The 26,226-nt window shown below is 67.7% G+C and carries 14 protein-coding genes; 8 read left to right on the top strand and 6 right to left on the bottom strand.

What is annotated here, in order from left to right; genetic code table 11:
* Positions 1 to 41: 41 nt before the first annotated feature.
* The 3 genes from ACWD5F_RS11780 to ACWD5F_RS11770 are packed head-to-tail and all read right to left on the bottom strand — an operon-like array spanning position 42 to position 3,383.
* Positions 42 to 1,514 (bottom strand): hypothetical protein, encoded by a 1,473-nt coding sequence (locus tag ACWD5F_RS11780; RefSeq protein ID WP_451253441.1) that lies wholly within the window; start codon positions 1,512 to 1,514, stop codon positions 42 to 44.
* Complete coding sequence (locus ACWD5F_RS11775; RefSeq protein WP_451253439.1) at positions 1,511 to 2,863, bottom strand: KGGVGR-motif variant AAA ATPase; 1,353 nt, start codon at positions 2,861 to 2,863, stop codon at positions 1,511 to 1,513. The genes ACWD5F_RS11780 and ACWD5F_RS11775 overlap by 4 nt, the downstream gene beginning before the upstream one ends.
* 52 nt (positions 2,864 to 2,915) lie before the next feature.
* On the bottom strand, positions 2,916 to 3,383 hold the full coding sequence (locus tag ACWD5F_RS11770; protein WP_451253437.1) for a hypothetical protein: 468 nt from the start codon (positions 3,381 to 3,383) through the stop codon (positions 2,916 to 2,918).
* Between the two features lie 254 nt (positions 3,384 to 3,637).
* Here ACWD5F_RS11770 and pglX point away from each other — a divergent pair, with 254 nt between their 5' ends.
* The gene (pglX, locus tag ACWD5F_RS11765; protein WP_451253435.1) at positions 3,638 to 7,381 is read left to right on the top strand and encodes a BREX-2 system adenine-specific DNA-methyltransferase PglX; all 3,744 of its coding nucleotides are present in this window, start codon (positions 3,638 to 3,640) and stop codon (positions 7,379 to 7,381) included.
* 66 nt (positions 7,382 to 7,447) lie between these two features.
* Here the strand turns inward: pglX and ACWD5F_RS11760 are convergent, their stop codons facing one another.
* Both ACWD5F_RS11760 and ACWD5F_RS11755 read right to left on the bottom strand, forming a co-directional pair.
* On the bottom strand, positions 7,448 to 7,639 hold the full coding sequence (locus tag ACWD5F_RS11760) for a DUF397 domain-containing protein (RefSeq protein ID WP_451253433.1): 192 nt from the start codon (positions 7,637 to 7,639) through the stop codon (positions 7,448 to 7,450).
* Positions 7,636 to 8,466: a helix-turn-helix domain-containing protein gene (locus ACWD5F_RS11755; RefSeq protein WP_451253431.1), complete on the bottom strand. Its 831-nt coding sequence runs from the start codon at positions 8,464 to 8,466 to the stop codon at positions 7,636 to 7,638. Before ACWD5F_RS11755 ends, ACWD5F_RS11760 begins: the two co-directional genes overlap by 4 nt.
* Before the next feature lie 192 nt (positions 8,467 to 8,658).
* Between ACWD5F_RS11755 and ACWD5F_RS11750 the strand changes: the two genes are divergently transcribed.
* Positions 8,659 to 9,069, top strand: coding sequence for an ATP-binding protein (locus ACWD5F_RS11750; protein ID WP_451254107.1), 411 nt, complete (start codon positions 8,659 to 8,661; stop codon positions 9,067 to 9,069).
* 17 nt (positions 9,070 to 9,086) lie between these two features.
* Here ACWD5F_RS11750 and ACWD5F_RS11745 read toward each other — a convergent pair whose 3' ends face one another.
* Complete coding sequence (locus tag ACWD5F_RS11745) at positions 9,087 to 10,193, bottom strand: hypothetical protein (RefSeq protein ID WP_451253429.1); 1,107 nt, start codon at positions 10,191 to 10,193, stop codon at positions 9,087 to 9,089.
* A 323-nt stretch (positions 10,194 to 10,516) separates the two neighbouring features.
* On the opposite strand from ACWD5F_RS11745, the gene ACWD5F_RS11740 reads away from it, so the two are divergent.
* The 6 genes from ACWD5F_RS11740 (at position 10,517) to ACWD5F_RS11715 (ending at position 26,220) form a co-directional block, all read left to right on the top strand.
* Complete coding sequence (locus tag ACWD5F_RS11740; protein WP_451253427.1) at positions 10,517 to 14,422, top strand: PglY protein; 3,906 nt, start codon at positions 10,517 to 10,519, stop codon at positions 14,420 to 14,422.
* A complete protein-coding gene (pglZ, locus tag ACWD5F_RS11735) occupies positions 14,422 to 17,184 on the top strand; it encodes a BREX-2 system phosphatase PglZ (protein ID WP_451253425.1) in 2,763 nt (920 codons plus the stop codon). Before ACWD5F_RS11740 ends, pglZ begins: the two co-directional genes overlap by 1 nt.
* Entirely contained in the window at positions 17,181 to 18,512 is a 1,332-nt protein-coding gene (gene brxD, locus ACWD5F_RS11730; protein WP_451253423.1) for a BREX system ATP-binding protein BrxD, read from the top strand. Before pglZ ends, brxD begins: the two co-directional genes overlap by 4 nt.
* Complete coding sequence (locus ACWD5F_RS11725) at positions 18,509 to 20,641, top strand: DEAD/DEAH box helicase (protein ID WP_451253421.1); 2,133 nt, start codon at positions 18,509 to 18,511, stop codon at positions 20,639 to 20,641. The genes brxD and ACWD5F_RS11725 overlap by 4 nt, the downstream gene beginning before the upstream one ends.
* 821 nt (positions 20,642 to 21,462) lie before the next feature.
* Positions 21,463 to 21,774: a hypothetical protein gene (locus ACWD5F_RS11720; RefSeq protein WP_451253419.1), complete on the top strand. Its 312-nt coding sequence runs from the start codon at positions 21,463 to 21,465 to the stop codon at positions 21,772 to 21,774.
* Positions 21,775 to 21,780: 6 nt separating this feature from the next.
* Positions 21,781 to 26,220, top strand: a complete 4,440-nt coding sequence (locus ACWD5F_RS11715) for a DUF6531 domain-containing protein (RefSeq protein ID WP_451253417.1) — start codon at positions 21,781 to 21,783, stop codon at positions 26,218 to 26,220.
* Positions 26,221 to 26,226 lie beyond the last annotated feature (6 nt).

Here is a 26,226-nt window from a genome sequence, read left to right as displayed (position 1 = left end):
CGCGCCCACTGCCAAGGGCGAGCGCAGGCCCCAGCCGGTTGTCAGTGGGTGCGCCTGGAAACGCCGCCCTTGCGGCCGATTCCGAAGGCCAGACGGTAGACGTCGGGGATGTCGACCGCGTAGTCGCGCAGGTCGGTGGCGCCTGCCGCACGCCGTGTCATCACGCCGAGCCTTTCCAACTCGTCGATCAGCTCACGGTGGTTGTCGACGTCCTCCGGGCCGCTGCCCTGCGAGCCGTTCGCCAGGACCTCGCGCAGTTTCCCGGAGAGGGAGGCGTCCCGCCAGTAGGCGAGGACCACGGACGGCTGCATCGGCACCTGGCCGCCCCGCAGTTGTTCGACGGCGACCGCGGCCCAGCGGATGTCCTCCGTGATCTCGTCCACGCGGATCTGGGAAGCGGTACTCACGGATGCCCGGATGGCGTCGTAGTGGAGGGCGTGCTCGTGTGTGGGATGCCGGTCCCGGGTGATTGTCGCCGCAGTGGAGACGGCCTGGAGCAGGGTGCGCGGGCTCACCTGGCCCCGGCCGTCCTGAAGGTGGTTGGGAAGCCAGGTGTACGTGTAGCCGCGGCGGTGGCTCGTGCCCATGTACTGGCCGGCCATCGTGACGAACAGATCGTGCTGGCGCTTCGGAGTGGCGATGACGTCGACGGGGGCGATGAACCGGCCTTCGCCCTCCCTGTTCCAACTGCCGGTCCACACCCGGAACTTCTCCGCTTCGGGGCTCGCGTGATTGCCGAGCTGGTGGTAGAGCAGGCCGTACAGGTTTTCCGTTGTCCAGGTCAGCTCGGTCGCGTTGGCGCCGAGTTTCGAGGCGTCGGGAAAGTGCTTGGGGGCGCTCTCGTACATGTCCGGACGGACGAAGATCTTCGCCCGGATCGCGCCGGTGCTCATGCGGAGATCGAGTGCCACCTCGAAGAGGCCGGACACCAGGCGGTCGACGACCTGCCGGTCGTTGTGGAGGTGCTCCAGGGCGTCGAAGATCAGCAGACGGGTGCGGCCGCTCTTGCGGGCCTCCTGGTCGATCGTCCACAGGGCGCGTTCGTAGGACTCCATGTGGTCGGCAACCCAGCGGACGCGCTTGTCCCAGCCTTCGATGCGCAGGATCTCAGGGACCTGGAGTCCCGTCAGGACGATGGCGGACCAGAGGTGCTGAGGTGTGACTCGGGGATCCTCCAGCAGCCTGCTGATGACGTTCTTGCTGGGGTGGTGCAGGTTGGGCTCGCCGCCCTTCGCGTGGCCCGTGGCGACCGTCATCCGTTCCAACCGGGGCATCATGTACGAAGCCGCCGCGATCTCGCGCATCCGGTCGTCGCTCAGGACCTTGGTCCACACGGTCTTGCCGGAACCGCGTGCGCCGCGCACCACCGTCACGTCGGGGTCCAGCGCGCGTCGGTGGCTCGACGGAGTGAACAGCCGTGTGACGTCGGGGCTCACGGTGTCGGCGTCGAAGGCGCTGCCGGGGGCGGTGGCGAGCAGCGTCCGGTACTCGTCGGTGGACAGCGCGTCCGTCATGACAGCTCCTCGCTCGGGAAGACGAGTTGTTCGACCTCTTTGAGGAACCTCTTGTACGCGGCTTCCACGAAGGGAAGTTCGGGCCAGTCGCGGTCCTGGAGCGGGTCGAGGCCGATCAGGTCGTGGCTGAAGAGGATGGGGATGGGCGCGTGCGGGGCCTGGTTGTCCTCCAGGGCCGGGTGGTACGCGGCCAGGTCCGCGCCCTCCGCGTCGTCGTAGAGCGTCTTGGCGAACATCAGCTGGGCGTTGTCGCGCAGCTTGTGCAAACGCTGTATGTCCCCGGCAGAGCGGAACATGGCGGCCACGATACGGAGGCGCTCGCGCAGGTCGACGGCCCGGTCCGGGTGCTGCTTCCACTGGGAGAGCAGCATGCCGTAGCCGTACCAGGTGGACGGGTTGTCGACGGCGAAGAGGAGGGAGAGCCCGCTGAGCTGGGTGAGGGTGACGGCGGCGATGTCGTGAATGCCGGCGCGGCTGTCGAGCAGGACCACGTCCGGTTGCCGCGAAATCTCGGCCACCTGTGCCTCGCAGGCGGCGATGGCCTCCTCCAGCCGTACGCAGAACGGCTTGGGCGCGCCGCCCGGTTCGGCGGCCGGCAGGTCGCTGTAGATGCGGTTCAGCTTCGCGAGGTAGTCGTAGTCGTCGCGGGGGCGGCCTCCGGCGGGCGCCAGCCAGATCTCCCCGTTGCCCTGTGAGGGCACGAAGAACGAGCTCTGGGTGACGAGGTCCAGCCCTTCGGCGTTGCCGACACCGGCTTCGACCAGGTGGTCGACGATGCCGTGATCGGGTAGTTCGTCGAAGCTGTGCAGGAGCGAGGAGACTCCCGGGGACTCCAGGTCGAGGTCGACGACGAGGACGCAGTGGCCCTTTTCGGCGAAGTGTCGGGCGAGGACGGCCGTGGCGGTGGAGCGCCCCACTCCGCCTTTGAACCCGTACAGCGCGACGCGTCGCTCTCGCACCTCGGGCTGCGGCGAAGCGCCCGGTGCGGTCTCCCGGGCCCAGTCTGCGCCCACGACGGTCCGTTCGAGTACGGCAACCCGGCCTCGGCTTCCCGGCTCGCCCTCGTCCTGCACGATGAGTTCGGGCGAGGCGAAGAACATCTCCGGTGCGAACATCGTGGACGCGGCCTGAACGGGCTGGGCGCCTGCGAAGGCCCGGGTGTCGCGTCGGAACTCCTCCGCGAGCGACGCCAGTTCCTCGGCCGACATCGGCTCGTCCTCGTCGTCGAGGAGGAGCGACGCGCGTCCGAACAGGTCGCGTACGAGGACGGTGTCCCTGCCGGTTTCGGCGGCTCGGTGGGCGTGACCCAGGGCAGCGGTCCACGCGGCGTCGAATCGGGTGGGGTTCATGGGGTGGGCGCCTGCTTTTCCACTTCGGCTGTGTCTTCTACTTCTGCTTGGGCTACTTCGCCTGCTGGTAGGCGGCGATGACGGTACGGGCGGCGGCGAGGTGACGCTTCACGCGCTGCTCGGATATCTGGCCGCTGTCACGGTAGCGGTGGGCCACGTCCCACTCGTCCGCGGATTCCCGGAAGGGGTTCTGCTGGGAAACCTGCGCGAGGACGGTGGCGCCACGGTGGCCGTGGGCGAGAAGGAGGAGTTGCTCCCATACATGCGGCATGTGACCGTGCTCGGAGGCCTTCCGCGCCTTCTGGATCTGGGTGTTGCTCGGCGCCGCTGGGTTGTTCCTGATCGTCGGGCTGTACGGAATCCCGTCCGGGGTGTCCTGTACGGAACCGAAGAAGTCGAGGAGCATCGCCTTGATGGCGCACTCGGCGGCGATACCGGCCAGATGGTCAGCGGGGCCGAAATGCTGCGATGACTTGGCGAGCTGCGTTGCCGCGTTGTAGTGGCAGTGGCCCGCCTCCAAGAAAGAGTGTGGGTGGGCGGGTGCGGGTGTCGGCGCGGGTGCCGGGGGCGCGGGTGTGGTGGAGGCCGCCGGGACCGGAGGAGGTGTCTGAGCCGTCACGGTGATCACCTTAGCGGCGTGATCATGGCAGATGAGAGTACTTTGCGATGACTCCTGCGGGATCTGTTGCGGTCGACGGTGCTGGCAGGATTGGGATGCGAAACCGTATGGCGATGTGCGGTGGGTGACGTGGTGCTGCGAGAGGGATGCGAAGAGTGACGGTCACGGGCCAGGATGCGCGGGCGGGGCTGGACCAGGCGGCGCTGCTGAAGGATCTGCGGCGGCAGGTCGTTGTTCTTGAGGACGATCTGCGTGCGCGTAGTGAGTCCGAAGAGGAGTACCGCGTCCGGCTGGAGTCCGAGTATCGGCGGGCCCGGGAGGCGCAACGTACGGCGGCGACGTATGGCGCGTGGCGGGACGAGCGGGTGACTCAGGCTGCGGTGGCTTGGGTACTGGCCTGTGTCTTCGTACGGTTCTGTGAGGATCACGGGCTGATCGAGGTGCCGTTCATCGCGGGGCCGGGGGAGCGGTTGGTTGAGGCGGAGGAGCGGCATGAGGCGCACTTCCGGGAGCATCCGGATCACAACGACCGGGACTGGCTGATTGCGGCATTCGAGCATCTTGCGGGTGCCCATGAGACGGTGGCCGGTCTCTTCGACCGCGCGCACAATCCGCTCTGGGAGTTGATGCCGAGCTATGAGGCCGCGACGGAGTTGTTGCGGTTCTGGCGGCGGTGGGATGCGGACGGGCGGATCGTTTACGACTTCTCGTATCTGGAGTGGGATACGCGGTTCCTCGGTGACCTGTACCAGGACCTGAGTGACCATGCCCGGAAGACGTACGCGCTGTTGCAGACGCCGGAGTTCGTCGAGGAGTTCATCCTCGATCTGACGCTGGAGCCGGCCGTTGCGGAGTTCGGGCTGGATCCGGTGGTGGAGGGGCCGGGGGGCGTTGAGCGGCGGGGGTTGCGGACGATCGACCCCGCGTGCGGGTCTGGGCACTTCCTGCTGGGCATCCTCGAGCGGCTCGTCGAGAAGCGGCGGGATGCGGAGCCGGGCACGGATGAGTGGTCGGTGGTGCGGAGGGCCCTGGAGTCCGTCCACGGGTGCGACAAGAATCCCTTTGCCGTGAGCATCGCTCGGTTCCGGTTGTTGGTTGCGGCTATGCGGGCTGCGGGGGCTGAGCGGTTGGCGGATGCGCCGGTGTTTCCCATCAATGTGGCGGTGGGGGACTCGTTGCTGCATGGGCGCGATGCGACGGGTATTCAGACGGATCTGGGTACGTTGTTTGCGGAGGTGGAGGAGGGCGGCTCTGGGGGTGGGGGGGCCTTTGTTTACTCTACGGAGGATGTGGGGGATTTCGCCCGGGAAGTTGATCTGCTGGGACGGGGGTCGTATCACGTTGTGGTGGGGAATCCTCCGTATATCACGGTGAAGGACAAGCAGGAGAATGAGAACTATCGGGCGGCATTCAAGGATTCTTGCGCCGGGAAGTATGCATTGTCGGCGCCGTTTGCGCAGAGGCTATTTGAGCTAGCCCTGAAAGGCGCGGGTGGCAGGACAGGTGGTGGTGGCTTCGTCGGACAAATCACTGCGAACTCCTTCATGAAGCGGGAGTTCGGCAAGAAGCTCATTGAGGTGGTCTTCCGGGAGAAGGTCGAGCTGTCGCATGTGATTGACACGTCTGGGGCATTCATTCCTGGACACGGAACTCCGACGGTGATCCTCGTAGGTCGGAATCGTCTGCCGAACCCTGAGCGGACTTTGCGAGCGGTGCTGGGTATTCGAGGGGAGCCGTCCCAGCCGGAGATCGCGGCGCAAGCCGCCGTTTGGCGGGCGATCGTTGACCAGGTAGGTAAGCCTGGCAGTGAGTCAGAGTGGGTGTCGGCGGAGGACGCCCCAGCTGACAGCTTTACTACGCATCCCTGGTCAGTGAGTGGCGGCGGCGCGGGGACGCTTCTGGAACACGTCGAGAGCGGTGCGGCCCGGAGGCTGTCCTCACGGGTGGAATCGATGGGCTTCCACGACATTCTTGGAGAAGACGAGGTATTCGCTTCTGGCACCGTGCCGACGCAGTGGAAGCAGGCTGCGGCTCAGTCGCGTTCGTTGGTCACCGGCGATGTACTACGTGACTGGGGACATGGTGAGGCGGCGGTGCTCTGGCCTTATAATGGACGCGCAGCTGATCTATCGTTGCAGAGCACTCCAGTCTTCTGGCCTTACCGCAGCACACTTCGTGCTGGCTTGACATTCGGCAAGACCAGGGAACAGCGAGGGTTGGCCTGGCACGAGCACATCATGCTCTCCTGGGAGCGGACTGAAGCTCCCTTTTTGCTCTCGTTCGCGTTCGTGGCAACGCATAATCATTTTGTGTTGGGCCGAGCTGGGAACGTGTTCAAGCACTCTGCGCCAGTGATCAAGCTGCCCAAGGGGACGCGGGAAGATGAGCACCTGGAGTTGTTGGCTGTACTTAACTCGTCGACCGCATGCTTCTGGCTGAAGCAGGTGAGCCAGGGTAAGGGTGGCAGCGGTCTCGGACGAGGCCTCCAGGATGAGGCGTGGGAGGAGCGGTACGAGTTCACGGGGACCAAGCTTCAGGAGTTCCCGTTGCCCGAGCGGCTCCCGCTTGCTCTTGGGCGTGTACTGGACTCTCTGGCCCAGAGGTTGGCAAGCGTTGAGCCCTCTGCTCTCGATGAAGCACGTGCTCCTACTCGTGCGGCCTTTGACCAGGCCCAAGCCGAGCACGACCGCAGCCGTCACACCATGATCGCCCTTCAGGAAGAGCTGGATTGGCAGGTGTACGGGCTGTACGGGCTGTTGTCCGAGGCCGACGTGGCGCGGACCACCGTACCGTCCCCCGGTCCAGACACCATCCCCGAAGTGAGGCTCGGCGAGCGAGCGTTCGAGATTGTGCTGGCTCGGAAGCGCGCGAACGGTGAGATCGACACCTCATGGTTCGAGCGGCACGGGTCGACGCCCGTCACTGAGGTTCCACGCCACTGGCCTGATTGGTACCGGGACATCCTGCAGGCTCGTATCGACATCATCGAGCGACGCAAGGACATCGGGCTCATCGAGAGGCCCGATTGTAAGCGGCGGTGGTCTGTCGAGCCCTGGGAGAAGAGGGAGAAGGCTGCCCTTCGTACCTGGTTGCTCGACCGATGTGAGGATCCCGCGCTGTGGTTCAGCCTGCGCGAGGGTGTGAAGCAGCCCCGTACCCTCACCGTCAACCAGCTTGCGGATGCGCTGAGTTCCGATTCCGACTTCAACGCCGTTGCCGCGCTGTACGCCTCCGATCACCTCAACAAGCCCGACCTCCCGCTCGGGCAGGTGCTCGCCGATGTCGTCTCAGACGAGCACGTGCCGTACCTCGCCGCCATGCGGTACAAGGACTCCGGCCTCCGTAAGCGTGAGGATTGGGAAGACGTTTGGGAGAAGCAGCGGGAGGAGGACCGGACAGGGCAGCAGCTCGCTATTGCCGTACCGCCGAAGTACTCGTCCGCTGACTTCATCAAGACCTCCTACTGGTCTAACCGCGGCAAGCTCGACGTGCCCAAGGAACGGTTCATCTCCTATCTGGAGGCCGGACCCGATGCCGACCCGACCGTGTTGCTCGGGTGGGCCGGGTGGGATCACAAGGATCAGGCTCAGGCGCTCATCAACCTCATTGAGGACCGTACGGAGCAGAGCGGTTGGGACACCGAGCGGCTCACCCCGTTGCTTGCTGGGCTGTACGAGGTCATGCCCTGGGTGCGGCAGTGGCACGGTGAGTACGACGCCGAGTGGGAGTCCGTGCCGGCGGAGGACTGCGATGCATTCCTCGACGAGCAGCTGGGCAAGCATCGGCTCAGCGCGACGGAACTCAAGGCCTGGCGGCCAGTGAAGCGGGCGCGGGGGCGTAAGGCTGCCGCTTCGAAGAAGGCGAGCGCCCCGGAGCAGCCCGCCCTCGACGTCGAGTAGGCATAACGTGGCAGTGGGGCTGACGGAATCCAGAACTCCGGCAGCCCCACGAACGTTGGGCAGGTCTCAGATTCGGGCGTCTGCGGCGTACGCGACGAAGGTCGACCACGTGGTGCGGGAGAGGGCGAGCTGTCCACCCTCCTTGTCCTTGGAGTCCCGGACACGGACAGCTCCAGGGCAGTTAGCGACCTCGATGCAGTTGTCGCCAGAGCTGCCGCTGTAGCTGCTCTTGAACCAGTCCAGTTCGGTGCTGCTCATAGTGCTCCTCGCATCTGCTCCAGCAGGCTCACGGTGGCTTCGCGGCCGAGTGCCTGCGACCGCAGCTTGCCATAGCGCTGAAGCATTGCGCTCACGTCATCTGGGTTGGTGAGCAGGACGCTCGACTGCTGTCCCTCGGTATAGCCGATCCACTGGTGTTCTGTGGTCTCGGCCAGGTACATCTGGCCATCAATACCGGCGTGTTCCTCTTGCCGTAGGGGCATGATCTGGAGTTCTACGTTGCGTAGGCTCCCGACCTCCAATAGACGGTCGATGAGGGTCCTGGTGACCTCTGCGCCACCAGCCCATCGCTCCAGGATGGCCTGCTCGATGATGAAGCTGAACGCTGTGTTCTGCCTTTCCTCCAGTAGCCGCTGCCGCTCCAGCCGCGCCACCATCTGTTGCTCGATCTGCTCCTCCGTCAGCGGTGGCAACCGACGTTCGAAGATTGCCCGGATGTATGCCTCAGGCTGCAACAACCCGGGGATGGCCCGGCACTCGTATGTGTAAAGCGAGATCGCCTCCTCCTCGATCCCCGCCCACTGCACGAACCACGACGCCAGCCCCTGCCTCCGCGTCAGATGCCGTGCCGCCGCCTTGAGGACTTTCGGCGCATCGAGGACCACCCCCGCTCGCTCGATGAACCTCACCGACGGGAACCGTTTCCCCTGCTCCAGCTTGGCCACCGCATGCACCGAGTACCGCACCAACGGTGCGAACTCCTCCTGCGTCAGGCCCGCTTCCTCACGCAACGCCTTCAGGACCGCGCTGAAGCTCTTGAGGCCGTCCGACACTTCCGGTTCACTGCTCGCGACGCCGTCCAACACGCCCGGCCCACCTCCCACGTACCCCACCAGGACATCAACCCACCCATGGTTACGAGGCGTCACCCACCCTGTCCACTCAGTCAACCCACCCAGCCGCGGCTGTACGAGTGTCGTGCCTGTTGAGGCGCTCTCCCTCCCACGACGCTGGACCGCATGACCGCACCTCAGGCCCAACCAGCCGTCACCGTACGTATGTTCTTCCAGCAGCTCAGCGCCACCCGACGCGGCGCCCGCCTCGCCCGCCACCTCGCCACGCACCAACTCGACGTCTGGGGGATCCCGTTCGGCTCGGCCCTCTCCGACACCGTGGCCCTCGTCGTCGCCGAGCTGGCCTCCAACGCCGTACTCCACGCACGCGTACCGGGCCGTGACTTCGCCCTCCGCCTTGAGCACCGTGCGGACGCACTCCGCATCGAGGTCGCCGACGCCCGAGGCGACCGCGGCCCCGTTGCCGCAGCGCCCACGACCACAGACACGACGGCCGACCACGACCACGGCCGTGGTCTCGTCATCGTCGACGCCCTCGCCTCCCGTTGGGGCGTCACCGACCGCTCCGGGCCTGGCAAGATCGTCTGGGTCGAGATCGACCTCCGCCGAAGCTGAGCCACCACCATTGACCCTCACGGCATCGGAACCGCCGGCGGGCTCGCCTGCTGCCAGTAGTGCAGCACCGGAGGATGCGCGACCTCCTCCCCGAGATCGGAGGTCAGCAGGTGATGCCGAGCGACCGCGTCGTCGACGATCTGCCGCCACCACTCCAACCGGTCCCGGCCCGCATCGGCCGAGATCAACTCGTCGTGCAGCGCGTACAGCTCACACGTGTTGTGCCACTGCGACTCGCGCACATCGGCGTTGCTCTCGCTGAAGCGCGACAACTCCGCGCCCTCGCACACCGCGCACCCGCACGTCCACGGATCGACGCGCGCGAACCAGTTCTGGAGCACCTCCACCCGGTGGTACTTCAGCAGCTCGCGGACGAGCACCACCGGATACGGCCGCCAGCCCCGGCCCTTGCGGCGCGGGTCCATGCCGTGGCGGAGCATGGCGGTGACCCCCACCGCCGTGCCCAGCGCCCCGTGCGCCAGCGCGTCGAACGCCGCCAGGTCCGTGCGCCACAGCAGCAGGCGCGGGCATGACCGGCACAGCACGCGCAGCCCCTCGGCCACACCCACCCGCTCCAACGGGTCCTTGTAGTGCTGCATGATCAGCGCCACGGGATGCCGGCTGGCCCGTACCGCCTCCACCAGGTGCAGCAGCGACTCGTCCCGCAGCCAGCGGTAGCTGCATGGCAGCAGGACGACCGTGTCTGTCCGCTGCAGCCGGTTGGCCTGGGTGATCACCGCACGCAGGACGCGGGCGTCGCCGTCCTCGTCCGGAGGTATGAAGCAGGTCGGGGTGACCGCGAACGCCGCCTTGTTGGCTAGCTGGCCGTTCAGGACCTCCTCCAGGCCGGAGAAGTCGAGCGCGTGCCAGCCGTCGGCGGCCTGATAGCCGAAGGGCCGGTCGACGGTCGCGACCCGGTGCTCGTGGCCGCCGTAGTCGACGGCCACGACCGTGTCCGGGTAGCTGTTGCGTATGTTCCGGCACCGCGACGCCGCATCGAAACCGGTTAGAAGCAGGCCGCCGGCGTTTCCGTCGATGTGCGGCAGCATGCCGATCGCCGACCTGTCGTTCACCATGATCAGTAACCGGTCGCGCAGTAAGCCCTCGATCCCGTCGCCCCCCATGGGGTCCCCCTCACGGTCATGAAACACGTCCCGCTGGTCATGAGTGTCGGAGCCGGTCGAAAAGGAGCGCAAGACGGTCACATGCGGGCGTAAGCGGTTCTCGGCCAGGCCCTCGACAGCGCCGCACCCAGGCGAATGTCACGGTGCGCTGCCAATCCGTTGCATCCCGCGACGATTCCGTCCGTGTGAGTCGCTCAACGTGACACTCGCGTCACGGAACTTGCGTCTGGCCAGGCACAAGGCATCGCAAGACTGGCAAGATTGGACGTCGCGCGCGAGATCAGCGCGCTCCGACTGCTGCCGAGCGAGGGAACGAGAGCCGGATGCCCACCAGCGAGCTCTTCCTGAAGGATGTCATCGACATCAAGGAAGACGTCCATGCCGGCGATTTCAAGGTCGAGCTGTCCGGTGGGTTCACCGAAACCGATACCCGCGTCGCCGAGTACGTGGTCACCGAGCAGCTGCAGGGGGCCTTCCGGAGCGCGCTCGGGCTGGTCGGGGCGGCAGTCAGGTCAGGGAACTCGCACGCCGCCTACCTGCACGGATCGTTCGGTGCCGGTAAGAGCCACTTCCTGACCGTGCTGCACGCCGTCCTGAACAACAACGCGGCGGCCCGCTCCAAGCCCCGGCTGCAGGAGGTCATCGCCGAGCACGACGACTGGCTGCGCGACAGCCGGTTCCTCATGGTGCCGTACCACCTCGTCGGCTCCACGGACCTCGACTCGGCCATCCTCGGCGGGTACGTGCACGCGGTGCGCTCTCAGCACTCGGACAAGCCGACCCCCGCGGTCTACCGGGCCGACTCCGCGCTCGTGGACGCGCGCAGGCAGCGGGAGTTCCTGGCCGACGACGCGAAGTTCGTCCAGTGGCTCGGGGGCGCCGCCGCCGCCGTGGCTCCGGGCGGTGGTGCCGTCGGCGCGGACGGCGATGACGACGACCTCGACCTGCTCGACGCGGACGACGCGGCCCCGGCCGCGGGCAGCTGGACCTCCGCCGACCTGAACCGCGCCTTCGACGCGCCCGCCGGCGACCCGTACCGCGAGGCACTCGTGTCCGCGCTGCTCTCCGGGCCCATGGCGGCGTACGCGCAGGGAGCTCGCGGCGACAAGGACGCCTTTGTGCCGCTGGAGAACGGGCTGTCCGTCATTTCCCGGCACGCCAAGTCCCTCGGCTATGACGGCATCGTGCTGTTCCTCGACGAGCTGATCCTGTGGCTCCAGGCGCACATGGGCGAGCAGGACTTCGTGCGCGACCAGGTGCAGCGGCTGGTCAAGCTGATCGAGTCCGGGGACACCGACCGGCCCGTGCCGATCGTGTCTTTCATCTCGCGTCAGCGCGACCTGTCGCAGCTCATCGGCTCCGACGTGGCCGGCGCCGAGGTGCAGAACCTGGAGCAGCAGATCGAGTACCTGGCCGGTCGCGTCGACGTCGTCAACCTGGAGGACAGCAACCTCGTCGAGATCATCAAGCGCCGTGTGCTGGAGCCGAAACCCGGGATGGAGTCGGCCCGCGACGAGGCATTCACGCTCGTCGAGTCGTCCAAGGACGAGGTCCGGCAGGTGCTGCTTGACGCCCACGGGCGGACCTCGGCGAGCTGGGACGACTTCCGCACCCTGTACCCGCTGTCGCCCGCGCTGCTCAACGTCCTCGTGGACCTCTCCGGAGCGCTGCAGCGCGAACGCACCGGTCTGAAGCTCGTCCAGGAGTTGCTTCGGCGCCGTCGCGACGACCTGAAGATGGGAGAGCTGATCCCGCTCGGCGACCTGTGGGACGTCATAGCGTCGGGCACCGGCGAGGCGTTCACCGCCAAGCTGCGCCGGGAGTCCGAGATCGCGCACCGCTTCCACGCGCGCGTGCGAGCCCATCTGCTGGAGAAGTACGGGTCCGTTGACGATCCGCGCTACCGGCGGGACGACCGGCTCGTGAAAACGCTCTTGCTCGGCGCGCTCGCGCCCAATGTGCCGGCTCTGGCACGGCTGACCGGTGGACGGCTCGCCGCGCTCAACCACGGTACGATCCGGGCGCGGGTGGGGTCGGCCGGATCGATCGCGGTGAAGGCGCTGCGCGACCTCCAGGCCCAGGGGTTCGGAGAGCTGAGGAGCGAGGGCGACGCCGACCCGGTGTTCCATCTGCACCTGTCCGACCTGGATGTCGAGCCGCTGCTCGAAGAGGTCCAGGGGGTCGCGGACAAGGTCGGGCAGCGGCGGCAATGGGTCAAGGATCAGCTGTGGGAGGCCTTCGGTATCCGGGACACCCAGGCGTTCGTATGCGAGCGCGAGATCGTCTGGCGGGGCACCAAGCGGACCGCCGAGTTCGTCTTCGGGAACGTACGCGATCCGCATCTGCCCGACGAGCAGTTCGAACCGCAGATGGACGGCAACATCCGTTTCGTCCTGGACTATCCCTTCGACGAGCCTCAGCGCTCGCCCATTGAGGACGTTCAGCGGATCGAGGCACTGAAGCGGTCGGGGCGGACCGGGAGCACAATCGTCTGGCTGCCCGACTTCTTCTCCGAGCAGCGGGCCCGGCAACTCGGACGGCTCCTGAAGATCAACTATCTGCTTGAGCGTGACCGGCTCGACGACGTCACCGCCACCCGCTCGACCGAGGAACGAATCCAGATCCGCCACCAGCTCAAGGCGCAGAGCGACAACCTCACCACCCAACTCTCCGCTGTTCTGGAGCAGTTGTACGGGATCAGTAAGGCGGAGGCCGCGAACGTCGGAGCCGAGGTCCCGGCGGACCAGCACGTGTGGTCGCTGCGGCCCGGCTTCACGCGGAAGAAGCCTGAGCCCGGGATCGGCTTCGAGAAGAACCTCTACGCCCTCGCCGACGAGATGTTCGCCGTGCTCTACCCGAAGCATCCCGACTTCGATCCCGCCCTCACCCGCAAGCCCGTCACTCTGCGCGAGCTGAAGACGGCGCTCGAATGGATCGGCCGGGCCATGGAGAGCGGCGAGCGCCGGGTCGTCGTCGACAGCCACCAGCTGGCCATAGTGAAGAAGATCGTGCACCCGCTTGGACTGGGCGAGGTACACGATGGTCCGCTAAACGTCAGCCGCGACTGGCGGCTGCGGATCAACCAGAAGGCCGCCGACGGCCACGCCGGGACGGACCTGTCCGTCGAGGACATCCGCAAGTGGATCGGCCAGCTCGGGTTCACCGGCCTGGAGAAGAACGTCAGCAACCTGATCATCGCGACGTACGCGCTGCTCGACGACCGGACGTGGGTGTACCAGACCTCGCCGCTGCAGCAGGCGCCGGAGCTGGAGCGGATCGGCCCTGGCTATGGTCTGCGCGCCGTCGAGAAGCCGACCGACGAGGAGTTCGCGACCGCGCGTGAACGAGCCGGCAGGATCTTCGGGGTTGCCGTACCGCCTGCGCTCATCGCGCTGAACGTCGCCAAACTCGCCACCGGCGTAAAGGAAGTGGCCGAGAGGCACCGGGACGCCGTGAGCGGGGTCCGGTCCGTGCTGCAGAGGCGGGCCGAGGAGCTGGGACTGCGAGGTCCGCAGGGAGCGGACGCTCCACGGATGAAGTCCATGAAGGCCGCGGCGGACCTGGTGGCCCGGCTCGCCCGTAGTGACGATACGGCCGTGGTGGTGCGCGAACTCGCGGCGGTGGCCTACGACGTGACCGACCCGGAGATCGGGGCAGCCCTCAAGCAGGCGCCCGAAGTGCTGGCCGCGCTCGACGACACCAACTGGAAGCTCCTCGACAGCGTACGCGGCTTCGCCGGGCGGGACGACAGCGTGGGGGACCGGGCGGCGCGGCTGATCCGCGTCGTCGAGGAGACAGCCAACGACCACGAGCAGGCCCGTTCGCTCGTCCCGGTGCTCGACCAGCTCCAGGACCGGGCGCTGGCCCTCATCAACGACGTGGCACGCTTGGCGCAGGTGGCCCAGCCCGTGGCACCGCAACCGCAGCCGACGGCAGACGACGTCAGCCTCACGGAACACGGGCAGCCGGCCGTCCAGTCGGGGCCTGGCGTGACGGAGGTCGTGCCCCAGCGGTCCGACGGTGGCGAACGGACTGCCGACGTACCTGCGCAGGACGTACGGCCGGGCGCTCCGCATGTCGTCGAGCCCACTCGGCTCGAAGCAACTCTCGCCGCCACAGTCGCCGATGTTGAGGACGAGATCAGGTCTTACCTCGCCACTCATCCGGGCACGCGCATCCAGGTCACCTGGCGTCCCGTGCCCACCGACGGCCAAGAGGCCGGTCACTGATGGCCGCTCTGCCCCAGGTGGGCCGCCGCACCATCGAGGCCCTGCTCGCCACGCACGCCTCCGGGCTCGGAGACCGGCGGCTCGTCCTGGTGCACGGGCGCTACACGGCCGGCGCGCCCGAGGAGTTCACCGTGCGGACGGGGGAGGAGACGCGGCGAGTTCGCGTCAGCCACCAGGCGTCCGTCCTGGGCATCCTGGAGGAGTGGACGAGGCACCGGGAAGAGGCGGCCGGTGCGGACATCCTCGTCGTCACCACCGGTGTCGACGACGGTCAGATCGGCTGGGACCTGCGTGGGCAGGCGGTACGGCGGCAGACGCTCACGGTGGAGAACGCCGAGATCGTCATGCAGCGCTTCGGCGCCGCCGGACTCGACCCACGCATGTACGACGAGGGGTGGCTGCTGGAGGCGCTGCTCGACGCCGAGCCCTCGCAGGGCTGGAAGCGTGCGGGCTCCGTCCTGACGCGGGACGCGGCCCTGCGCGCTCTGGTCGTGGCGCGACTCGGGCTGGGCAACGGAGATGGCGAGGCGGGCCCGGCGGCAGGAGCTGTCGTCGATCTGGACGCACTTCTCACGTGGTCCCGTACACCCGCGGGGCCCCTGCGCTTCGCGGAGCTGGACAAGACCGAACGGGACGAGCTGAAGAAGTGGCTCGGTGAGACCGCCGGCCCGGCGGCACCGGTTCTGATGTCCCTGGCGGAGACCGGGCACGGACAGGACGCGATGCCGCTCGGTCTGCTGGGAGCGGTCCTGCGCGATCCGGCAGTGAGCCCGGACGTGGTGCTCGCCGTGGGCGGGCTGTTCGGGCAGGTGATGCCGCGCCGGACCGAGCTGCAGTCCTTCACCGAGGCCGTTGAAGGCGCCCTCATCCGCTGGATCGGTGAGGCTCGGCACAACGCCGAAGCCCGGACGCGAGTCTTTGCCGTCCTCAACCGCGCTGACCAGCTCGCCGAGGGCGCCGGACTCACCACTGCCGTCGAATCCAACCGCTTTCTGCCGTCCAGCTTCACGGCCCAGCTGCGGCACGTGGCGGCAGCGGCCCGCACCTCCCCGGCAGCGGGGGAAGCCGCCCTGGCCGAGCTGAGCGCGCACATGCTGGCCCGGCTGAACACGGACCGCGTCGGCGTGGCCGAGATGGCCGTACGGGTCGCCCGCTGGCTGGCTCTTCCGCGCCCGGCCGTGGCGTCGGTGGCGGCCGGAGTACGGGACCAGGCAGGGGACTGGGGTTGGGCGGACCGGGCGCTCGCGGTGCTGTGGGCCGGAGACCTCGCCGGGGACACCGTCACGGGCGAGGACTTTCGTGCCCTGTACGAGGCGGCCCGGGAGCGGCGCGAGCGGCTGGACGAGGAGTTCGCGCGGAGGCTCGCGTCCTGGACACCGAATGCTACCGCCCTCCATCCCGGCGGCTGCCTGGTCGTCGAGAACGTAATGGCCGAAGCTGTCAGGCCGCTGGCCGGCGACACGGCTCCGCTTGTCCTGGTGCTGGACGGCATGAGCTGTGCGGTCGCGGCCCAGATCGGCGAGGAGGTCGAGCGCGAGGGCTGGACCGAGATCGTGCCCAGCGAGGCGGGCTCGGCGGATGCGCCGCAGCGGATGGCCGCGGTGTCCATGCTCCCCTCGGTAACGGAGGTCAGCCGCGCGTCCCTGCTCACCGGTACGCCGGTCAAGGGCGGGCAGACGAAGGAGAGTTCGGGCTTCTCCGCTTTCTGGAGGCAGCGGCGACTCGACGCAATGCTCTTCCACAAGGCCGGGATAGAGGGAGGGGCGGGAAGGTTCCTCTCCGAGGAGATCATGGCCGCGCTGGCCTCGGAGGCAGTGGTCGGCGTCGTGCTGAACACCATCGACGACGCCCTGGACAAGGGACAGCAGGGGCGGCGTACCCAGTGGAGTCTGGGTGACGTCACATACCTGCGGGAACTGCTGTCGGCGGCCAAGGGGTACGGGCGCCCGGTCGTGCTCGTCGCGGATCACGGGCACGTGCTGGAGCGCGGTGCGAGTGAAGGACCCGTGGGGGACGAGGGCGAGGGGCCCGGCTCGGCCCGATGGCGTACGGGCGCGGCGAAGGACGGCGAGGTCCAGCTGTCCGGGCCCCGCGTGCTGGAGGGCGGCGGCACCATAGTCGTGCCCTGGCGGGAGGACATCCGCTACACCGGCCGCCGGGCCGGGTACCACGGCGGAGCCTCGCTCGCGGAGGTCACCGTGCCGCTGCTCGTCCTGGTGCCTGACCGCGACATGGTGCCGAGAGGGTGGGAGGTCTTGCCTCGGGAGCAGGCCGTCCCGCAATGGTGGGCTCCTCGCAAGGTCGGGCTGCCCGAGGACGTTGCCCTGCAAGAGGCACCGCGGAAGCCGAAGCGAGGGAAGCCGAAGGAGCAGTCGGCCGGCGAGGGGCTCTTCGCGGCCGCCGACCTCGTGGCACCTGCCGCGGACGGAGCCGCACCCGCCACCCTGGGCGAGCGTGTGGTCGCCAGCGAGGTGTACGAGGCGCAGAAGGAGTACGTACGCAAGGCACCCGAGGGCAAGGTCGTGGCAGCGGTCATCGACGCATTGGCCGGGGCGGGCGGCACGATGTCACCGGCAGCCCTCGCCGGGGCCATCTCGGCGACCGGGCGGGTGCGGCGCAACATCGACGGGTTCATCGCCACCCTGCAGAGGCTGCTCAACATCGAGGGCTACCCCGTCCTCGGCTTCATCGACGCCGGGCACACGGTGAAACTCGATCTGACCCTGCTGCGCGACCAGTTCTTCCCGAAGGAGAAAACGTGACGTCGTCGCCCGACGTGAGCGCGGTCCGGCGGCGGGAAGTCGTCGACGCACTGCGCCGGGGCACCGTGCCGCACTCAGGGCTCGACCTCTTCGCGGTCGGCCTCGACCGGTTCACCAGTGCCCTCGACGAGGATGTGGCCACGGTGGCGCGGGGCGGAGCCGCCTTTCATGCCATCCGTGGCGAGTACGGATCCGGCAAGACCTTCTTCGCACGCTGGCTTGCCGAGCGCGCCAAGCGCGCCGGGCTCGCCACGGCTGAGGTCCAGATCTCCGAGACGGAGACACCTCTTCACCGGCTGGAGACGGTGTACCGACGGCTCACCGAGCGGCTGTCCACGGCGACCCACCAGCCCAGTGCGCTGCGCGCGATCGTCGACTCCTGGTTCTACACGTTGGAGGAGGAGGTCCTCGACAACGGAGACGTGGACGAGGAGGACGAAGCGGCGCTGGATGAAGCTGTCGACGCGCTGATGGAGCGTCGGCTCGCCGAAGTGGCCCGCACCACACCGGCGTTCGCCGCGGCCCTACGCGGATACCGGCGCGCGGTCGCGGCCGACGACACGGCGACTGCGGAAGCCCTCATCGCCTGGCTCGGCGGTCAGAAGTCCGTCGCCGCATCAGCACGCCGGGCCGCCGGGGTACGGGGTGACCTCGACCACTTCGCGGCACTCGCTTTCCTGCAGGGTCTGCTCACCGTGCTGCGGGACTGCGGCCACCCCGGTCTGCTGCTCGTCCTCGACGAGATCGAGACCCTTCAGCGGGTGCGCGGTGACGTACGGGAGAAGGGGCTCAACGCACTGCGGCAGCTTCTCGACGAGATCGACGCGGGGCGCTTCCCAGGGCTGTTCCTCGTCATCACGGGGACACCGGCCTTCTACGACGGTCAGCAGGGCGCGCAGCGGCTTCCGCCACTCGCGCAGCGGCTGGCGACCGACTTCACCACCGACCCGCGCTTCGACTCCCCGAGAGCCGTCCAACTGCGACTTGCGGGCTTCGACCTGGAACGACTCGGCGAGTTGGGCAGGCGCGTGCGCGACCTGTACGCGGGCGCCGCCCGGCATCCGGAACGAGTCGAGCAGCAGGTGGACGACGCGTATCTCATGGAACTCGCCACTGCCGTAACCGGCGGACTCGGGGGCAAGGTCGGGGTCGCACCCCGTGTCTTCCTGCGCAAACTCGTCGCCGATGTGCTCGACCGGGTGGACGAGTTCCAGGACTTCGATCCACGCAAGCACTACGCGCTCACCATCACGGACGGCGAGCTGACCGAAGTGGAACGCAACGCGGCAGCCGCCCGCGCGGAAGACATCGACCTGGAGATGCCGTGAGCGGTATCGACGACCTCGAACCCGCACTGGTCCACCACGTCGTCAACACGCTCGGCTGGCCCGGACTGCGCCCTCTGCAGGAGGAGGCCATCGGGCCGCTGCTCGCGGGAGACGACGCGATCCTTCTGGCGCCCACTGCCGGAGGCAAGACGGAGGCCGCGTCGTTTCCGCTGCTGTCGAAGATGGTGCAGCAGAAGTGGTCGGGGACGTCCGTCCTCTATGTGTGTCCGCTCAAGGCTCTGCTGAACAACCTGCTGCCCCGGCTGGAGACGTACACCTCGTGGCTCGGTCGCACGGCCGCGCTATGGCACGGGGACGTCACCTCCGGCACGCGGAAGCGGATCCTGGCCGCCCGGCCCGACATCCTGCTCACCACGCCGGAGTCGCTGGAGGCCATGTTGGTGAGCGCCAACGTCGACCACACCTCCTTCTTCTCCGGATTGCGCACCGTGGTCGTCGACGAGGTGCACGCCTTCGCCGGGGACGACCGGGGCTGGCATCTGCTGGCCGTCCTGGAACGGCTACAGCGTGTCGTCGGACATCCCATTCAACGAGTCGGGCTGTCCGCGACGGTCGGAAACCCGGACGAGCTGCTGCTGTGGCTGCAGGGATCTGGAGCGGGCAAGCAGCCGTCCGCGGTGGTGGCACCGCACCTCGCCGATCCGAAGCCGGAGACATCGGCAGCGGCGTCGCCGGCCCCGACGGACATCCAACTGGACTACGTGGGATCCGTCGACAATGCCGCCACCATGATCGCGGCCCTGCACCGCGGCGAGAAACGGCTCGTCTTCTGCGAGTCCCGCAGGCTCGTCGAGGAACTGGGCGAGAAACTGCGCGCCAAGGGCGTGACCACCTTCCTCTCCCATGCCTCTCTCTCCGTCGACGAACGCCGTCGCGCGGAACAGGCTTTCGCCGAGGCCCGTGACTGCGTGATCGTCTCCACGAGCACCCTCGAACTCGGCATCGACGTCGGGGACCTGGACCGGGTCATCCAGATCGACGCTCCGCTCACCGTCGCCTCCTTCCTGCAACGGCTGGGCCGCACCGGACGCAGGCCCGGAACGTCCCGCAACTGCCTGTTTCTCGCGCTGGATCGCGACGGACTGCTCGGAGCGGCGGCTCTTCTCATGCAGTGGTCGCGAGGCTGGGTGGAGCCCGTCATCGCCCCGCCGGAGCCGCGGCACATCGTGGCCCAGCAGCTTCTCGCGCTGTGCCTGCAGGAACCGCGGGTCGGGGACCGTCTCTGGCAGGAGTGGTGGAACGGCCTCGGCCCGTTCGGCCAGTCCGCCGAGCCGATCGTCCGTCACCTGGTCGACAACGGCTACCTGGACCAGGACGGCGGACTCCTGTTCATCGGCCCCGAGGCCGAACGGCGCTTCGGGCACCGGCACTTCATGAACCTCACGGCGGTGTTCACCGCACCTCCGCAGTTCACCGTGCTCCAAGGCCGTAAGGAGATCGGCAGGACGGATCCGAGCCTGCTCACCGAACGGATCGACGGACCGCGGCGGTTGCTCCTGGCCGGGCGGAGCTGGCAGGTCACGTACATCGACTGGAAGCGCAAGCGGTGCTTCGTCGAACCCGTCGACGGCGGCGGCAGAGCGAAGTGGAGTGGCGCCGGACTCGACTTCGGCATCTCCTTCGAACTGATGCGAGCGGTCCGGGATGTGCTCCTCGGGGCGAATCCGCCGGTGGACCTTACGGCGCGTGCGGAGAAATACCTGGCCGAAGCGCGGGAGCACTTCATGGAAGAGGTGCATCCCGGAGGCACGGTGATCATCCGCGGCTCGGGTGGATACCTAAAATGGTGGACTTGGGCCGGCCATCGGGCGAATGCCACGCTAGCGGCGACGCTCGCCGAGGTTGCCGTACCTGCCCAGCAGATCAACGACTGCTGGATCCGTCTGCGTGAGGACCTCACCCCCGACGATTGGAAACAAGCTTCGGCAGCAGCCCCGGACCACCTGTGTCTGCCGGAGGTCGACGAACGGGCGGTCAAGGGACTGAAATTCGCGGATGCATTGCCACCCCGGCTCGCCGAGTCGACGCTGGCGAGGCGGCTGGCGGATCTGGAGTCGGCAGCGAGAGTACTTTCCGAACCTGCGCGGTTCGTTGTGCGTCCACAATGAGTACCTGGACCCCGCCAAGAATTGCGTCAGCCTGTCAGGCCTGGGGCCAAGCAGGCTTTTAGCGAGCCTCGCGCGAGCGGCCGATACCGCGTCCGGTCGAGCCGCCGCTGTGTGCTGCCGCTTACCCCCGAGGCAATGCTCGCTGCTTCAGGGGCACCTCGACCACGCAGATGAGCCGCCCATGGCTCCTGGAGCGACTCTTGGACGCCACGGACCGACTGCCCCAGAAAGCGACAAAGCACCGCTGGACGGTTTGGTGCCGAGGCAGGAACTCTCAGCGGCGGGGAGAGACGGGACGCATCCGCGCTTGAGTAGCCGTCAAAGTAGCCACGTTGATGGGGGCTACGTCCGTCTGTGCAGGTCATAGCGCTACGATGACTCTCCCCGGCGTGCAGCTCGACTCGTCTGCCGCTACATGCAGCCCTTCCTTGAAAGGGGCCTTTGATCTGTGCCGGAGGCCCTTTCCAGTCTATCGGGGGTTTGCCGCGCCGGGCGGCGGAAAGTCCCTCGGACAGGGCTGAAAGTCAGCGGAAAGTCCCTCGGGTCTTGAATGGTCTCTGCTCGGCGGGAGTACGTGGCCACGATGCGGATCCCTGGGGGGAGCGCGCTACCCCACAGACCGAGATGAGTTGCCGCGCGGCCGCTGCGGGAGACCGCCCTGTGCGGCCGCAGTCGCGAGAGACGTGGAGTGCCACGACTACAGCCCAGGCGCACTTGTCGATCTTTGCCTTCCCTTGATGCTGCCCATACCTCCCACATAGACGCCCTCCGTAGCCTCTTCGGTTGGCATGTGCACAGAGTGAAGTACGGGGGTGGACGGCATGTCGGATCTGAAGAAGGAAGCTGCGTCCATGCACAAGGCGGCCTCGGGGCTGCGTGGCGTGGGGCAGCACACGGCGAAGCCGTTGCAGCAGTTCCAGGCGCAGAGCCATGACCTGGGCGCGCTGGGAGCACTTGGCTCATTGCTGGGGGCGAAGGGCGAGATAGAGCAGGGCATGACCACCCTGGCCAAGCTCACCAAGCAACTGGGCGAGGAATGGGACGTAGAGGCGAAGCTGATGGGCGAGGTCTCCGACGCGTTCGATCTGCTTGATGTGCTGATCGCGGCCGCGGCCCAGGGCGAGAAGGACTGACCGGGCGTGGTCGACCTCAACCCTTTGCACTACATCAGCAAGTTCAACCACATGTTCGGCGACTCGGTCGCCAGTGGTCTTGAGTTCCTGGGCATCTCGGATCCGGCGGTGGATCCGGACGGGGTGCGGGAGATCGCGAAGAAGTGGCGGAGCCTGGCCTCGGGACTGGACGACGCCGCGGCCGCGGCCGAGCGGGCGCTGCGGGGCGTGGAGTGGGAGGGCAAGACCGCCAAGGCGTTCGACAAGCGTTCCAAGGCGGCCCGTAAGCAGGCCACGGAGATGGCGCACGCGCTGCGTGAGGGTGCCAAGGCGCTTGACGACTTCGCGGACAAGGCACACGAGTTGCTGTCCGAGATCGGCGTGATGCTGGCGGAGATCGCTGAGTTCGAGATCGCGGGACTGGCGTTGTCGGTGCTGACCGCGGGTGCCTCGGAGGTTGCCTCGACGCTGCTGGCCGGCGAGCGGGCCCTGAAGGTGCTGGCGCTGGTCGGGCGGATCGAGGAGGAGGGCACAGCCCTCGGGACCGCCGTGCGCGGGATCATGGAGGTCATCCGGGGGGTGGAGCGGGCGCTAAAGGCGCTCAAGGAGATCCGCGGGGTCGCCGAGGTCGCCAAGCTGGCCAAGCAAGGCGCGGCCTTCTCCGCGTTCACCACGCTGCTGGAGGACCCGGGCGCGTTCAAGGACCCGGAGAAACTGGCCGGCATCCTCGCCGAGGGCGCGGTGATGGGCGTCGGATTCGGGGTGCTGGGCAAGGCGCTGGGCAAGGGGTTGAAGGCGCTGGGGCCGGCGGCGCTGGCAAGGCTCGGCAAGTCGATGGGGTTGGACTGCGCCGCGTTCGAACGGCTGAAGCTGAACCCGGGCTTCAACAAGCTGCCCGCTTCGGTCCGCAACATGGTCAAGACGTTTGTGCGGGACCCGATCGACGTGGCCACCGGCGACATGGCCCTGCCCCGCACCGACGTGATCCTTCCGGGCGTGCTGCCGTTGGTCCTGGAGCGCACGCACGTATCGTCCTACCGCCATGGCGGCTGGTTCGGTCCCACCTGGGCCTCCACCCTCGACCAGCGCGTCCAGGCCGACGACGAGGGCTTCGTCTACGCGGCCGCGGACGGCGCACGTCTCTGCTTCCCGGTCCCCGACCCCGACACCGGCGAACCCGTCCGACCGGACACCCCCGGCTCACGCCTGCTGCTGTCCTGGGACACCGAGATCGACGGCGGTATCCGCGTCCACGACCCCGACACGGGCCTGGACCACGTCTTCCACAGCCCAGTGCCCGCGGCCGACGACACGGCCGTCGACCTGCCGTTGCAGTACATCCAGGACCGCAACGGCAACCGCGTCACCATCGAGTACAAGACGGGCGACATCCCAGGAGCCGTCGTTCACTCCGGCGGCTACCGCATCGCCCTCGACCACGACCCCGCCCGCTCCCGCATCACCGGTCTGCGTCTGACCGACCCCGCCCACCCGGACCGGCCCGGCACCACCCTGGTCACCTTCGGTTACGGGGAACACGGCCACCTCACCGAGGAGACCAACTCCTCCGGCGTGCCCCGGCGTTACACCTACGACCCCGAAGGCCGCATCACCTCCTGGACCGACCGCAACAACACGACCTACTGGTACCGGTACGACGACCGAGGCCGAGTCACCGCCACCGGCGGCACCGCGGGCGCCCTCGCCTCCACCCTCGCCTACGACGAGGAATCACGCACGACCCGCGTCACCGACTCCCTCGGCCACGTCCGTACCTATGAACACAACGAGGCGCTGCGCCTGATCCGTGAAGCGGACCCGCTCGGCAACGCCACCCGCCAGGAGTGGGACGAGGACCTCCAACTCGTCGCGGTGACAGACCCGCTCGGCCGCACCATCCGCTACGAACGGGACGAGAACGGACGGGTTGTTTCCGCCACTCGACCGGACGGCCGGACGACTCAAGTCGTCTACGGCACGCTCGGGCTGCCGGTGACCGTCATCGCCACGGACGGCAGGCAGTGGGACTGCGCATACGACGAGCGCGGAAACCTGACCTCCTCCACAGCCCCGACGGGAGCCGTGAGGAAGTCCGCCTACGACCGCGCCGGCCGCCTCACCAGCGTCACCGACGCACTCGGCCACACCACCCGCATCCAGTCCGACGCCGCCGGAGTTCCCGAACTCATCACCGACCCGGGCGGAGCTTCGACCCGGCACACGCTGGACGCCTTCGGCCGTCCCGTCGCACTCACCGACCCGCTCGACCACGTGACTCGCCTCGAGTGGACCGTCGAGGGGAAGTTGGCTCGCAGCACCGCCGCGGACGGCACCACCGAGTCGTGGACCTATGACGACGAGGGAAACCGCACCGGCCACACCGATGCCCTGGGCGCCGTCTCCCGCTTCGAGTACACGTACTTCGACCTGTTGTCGGCGCGTACCGGCCCGGACGGCGTTCGGTACACCTTCGCCTACGACACCGAGTTGCGCCTGATCGGGGTCACCAACCCCCAGGGTCTGACCTGGAGATACGAGCACGACGCCGCCGGACGGCTGGTCACGGAGACGGATTTCGACGGCCGCACCCTGACCTACACCTACGATGCGGCGGGCCAGCTCATCAGCCGCGCCAACGTGCTCGGCGAGACGATCCGCTTCGAACGTGACGAGCTGGGCCGGACAACCCTCAAGGACGTGGCCGGCCAGGAGACCACCTACGCCTACGACCTGACCGATCAGCTCGCCAGGGCCACCGGTCCGGACGGCACCACCCTCATGCTGCTCAACGACCGTCATGGGCGCCTGAGCTCGGAGACGGTCAACGGCCGCACTCAGACCAACACCTACGACATCCTGGGCCGCCGGACCAGCCGCACCACCCCCACCGGGGCCACCACCACCTGGTCCTACGACGCCACCGGCCGCTCCACCGGGATGCAGGTCTCCGGCCGCAGCATCGACTTCTCCTACGACGAAGCAGGCCGGGAACTGACGCGCCGCATCGCCGGGACAGCCACCCTTGAACACGGCTTCGACGCCGTGGGCCGCCTGACCACGCAGTCGGTGACCCGAGAGGATGGCCGCACGCTACAGCGCCGGGCCTACAGTTACCGCGCCGACGGCTATGTGACCAGCATCGACGATCAGCTCAACGGCACCCGCCACTTCGACCTCGATCCGACCGGCCGCGTCACCGCAGTCCACGCCCACGACTGGACCGAGACCTACGCCTACGACAGCGCCGGCAACCAGACACACGCCACCTGGCCCGCCCAACACCCCGGCCACGAGGCCACGGGCGCCCGCACCTACACGGGCACCCGGATCACCCGCGCGGGCAACGTCCGTTATGAACACGACGCCCTCGGCCGCATCACCCTGCGCCAGAAGACCCGCCTGTCCCGCAAACCCGACACCTGGCACTACCAATGGGACACGGAAGACCGCCTCACCCAGGTCACCACCCCCGACGGCACCCGCTGGCGCTACACCTACGACCCCCTGGGCCGCCGCACCGCCAAACTCCGCCTCGCAACGGATGGCGAAACCGTCGCGGAGCACGTCGACTTCACTTGGGACGGCGCGACACTCTGCGAACAGACCACGCGATCCGCGGACCTCCCCAACCCCGTCACCCTCACCTGGGACCACCAGGGCCTCAGACCCATCGCCCAGACCGAACGCATCACCGTGGCCGACGCACCCCAGCAGGAGATCGACTCCCGTTTCTTCGCGATCGTCACGGACCTCGTCGGTTCTCCCCGTGAACTCGTCGACGAACAAGGGGACATCGCCTGGCGCGCCCGCAGCACCCTCTGGGGCGCCACAACCTGGACCAGCGATGCGACCGCCTACACTCCCCTTCGCTTCCCCGGGCAGTACAACGATCCCGAAACCGGCCTGCATTACAACTACTTCCGCCACTACGACCCCGAAGCCGCTCGCTACGTCACCCCTGATCCCCTCGGTCTCGCCCCCGCTCCCAACCCCAACACCTACGTCCACAACCCGTACACCAGGACCGACCCACTCGGTCTCGAAGAGTGCGGCGAGGACCTGATCTCGGTCTACCGCAAACAGACCGACCACCCACTGAGCCAGCGGATTCACATCGGTGAGAACGGCGAGGTGACGATCACCGGTAAAGGCAAGCTCTATCTGAACATGAGCGGCAATATCAATCACACGTTGGAATACCGGGGTAACGGCGGCCAGATCGTCTCCTTCAAGATCTCCGAAGACTACTTGCTCAAGGTCCGTGAATCCGCTCTGCCGCAGAACAAGGATGATCATCCTGACGGTGACGCCTTCACGCGCACGGAATGGAAAGGACTGCTCCAGGAGTACCCGGAAATCTCCGATCCGACCAAGGGGAAGGATCTCTACGGAGTCCCGGCCAAGCTCCTCAACGAACTCCGCGACAACATCGTCAAGGGTTCCGGACGTGTCGAACAGGAAGGATAGGATCCT

This window comes from Streptomyces sp. NPDC002499 (genome assembly GCF_053595415.1).
Note: the sequence above shows the minus strand (reverse complement) of the source record. Positions and strands in the feature narration are given on the sequence as shown.

Coding starts and splice junctions, on each gene's coding strand:
- ACWD5F_RS11780 (WP_451253441.1), bottom strand. CDS start 1,514: ATGACGGACGCGCTGTCCACCGACGAGTACCGGACGCTGCTCGCCACC.
- ACWD5F_RS11775 (WP_451253439.1), bottom strand. CDS start 2,863: ATGAACCCCACCCGATTCGACGCCGCGTGGACCGCTGCCCTGGGTCAC.
- ACWD5F_RS11760 (WP_451253433.1), bottom strand. CDS start 7,639: ATGAGCAGCACCGAACTGGACTGGTTCAAGAGCAGCTACAGCGGCAGC.
- ACWD5F_RS11750 (WP_451254107.1), top strand. CDS start 8,659: ATGTTCTTCCAGCAGCTCAGCGCCACCCGACGCGGCGCCCGCCTCGCC.
- ACWD5F_RS11745 (WP_451253429.1), bottom strand. CDS start 10,193: ATGGGGGGCGACGGGATCGAGGGCTTACTGCGCGACCGGTTACTGATC.
- ACWD5F_RS11740 (WP_451253427.1), top strand. CDS start 10,517: ATGCCCACCAGCGAGCTCTTCCTGAAGGATGTCATCGACATCAAGGAA.
- pglZ (WP_451253425.1), top strand. CDS start 14,422: ATGGCCGCTCTGCCCCAGGTGGGCCGCCGCACCATCGAGGCCCTGCTC.
- ACWD5F_RS11720 (WP_451253419.1), top strand. CDS start 21,463: ATGTCGGATCTGAAGAAGGAAGCTGCGTCCATGCACAAGGCGGCCTCG.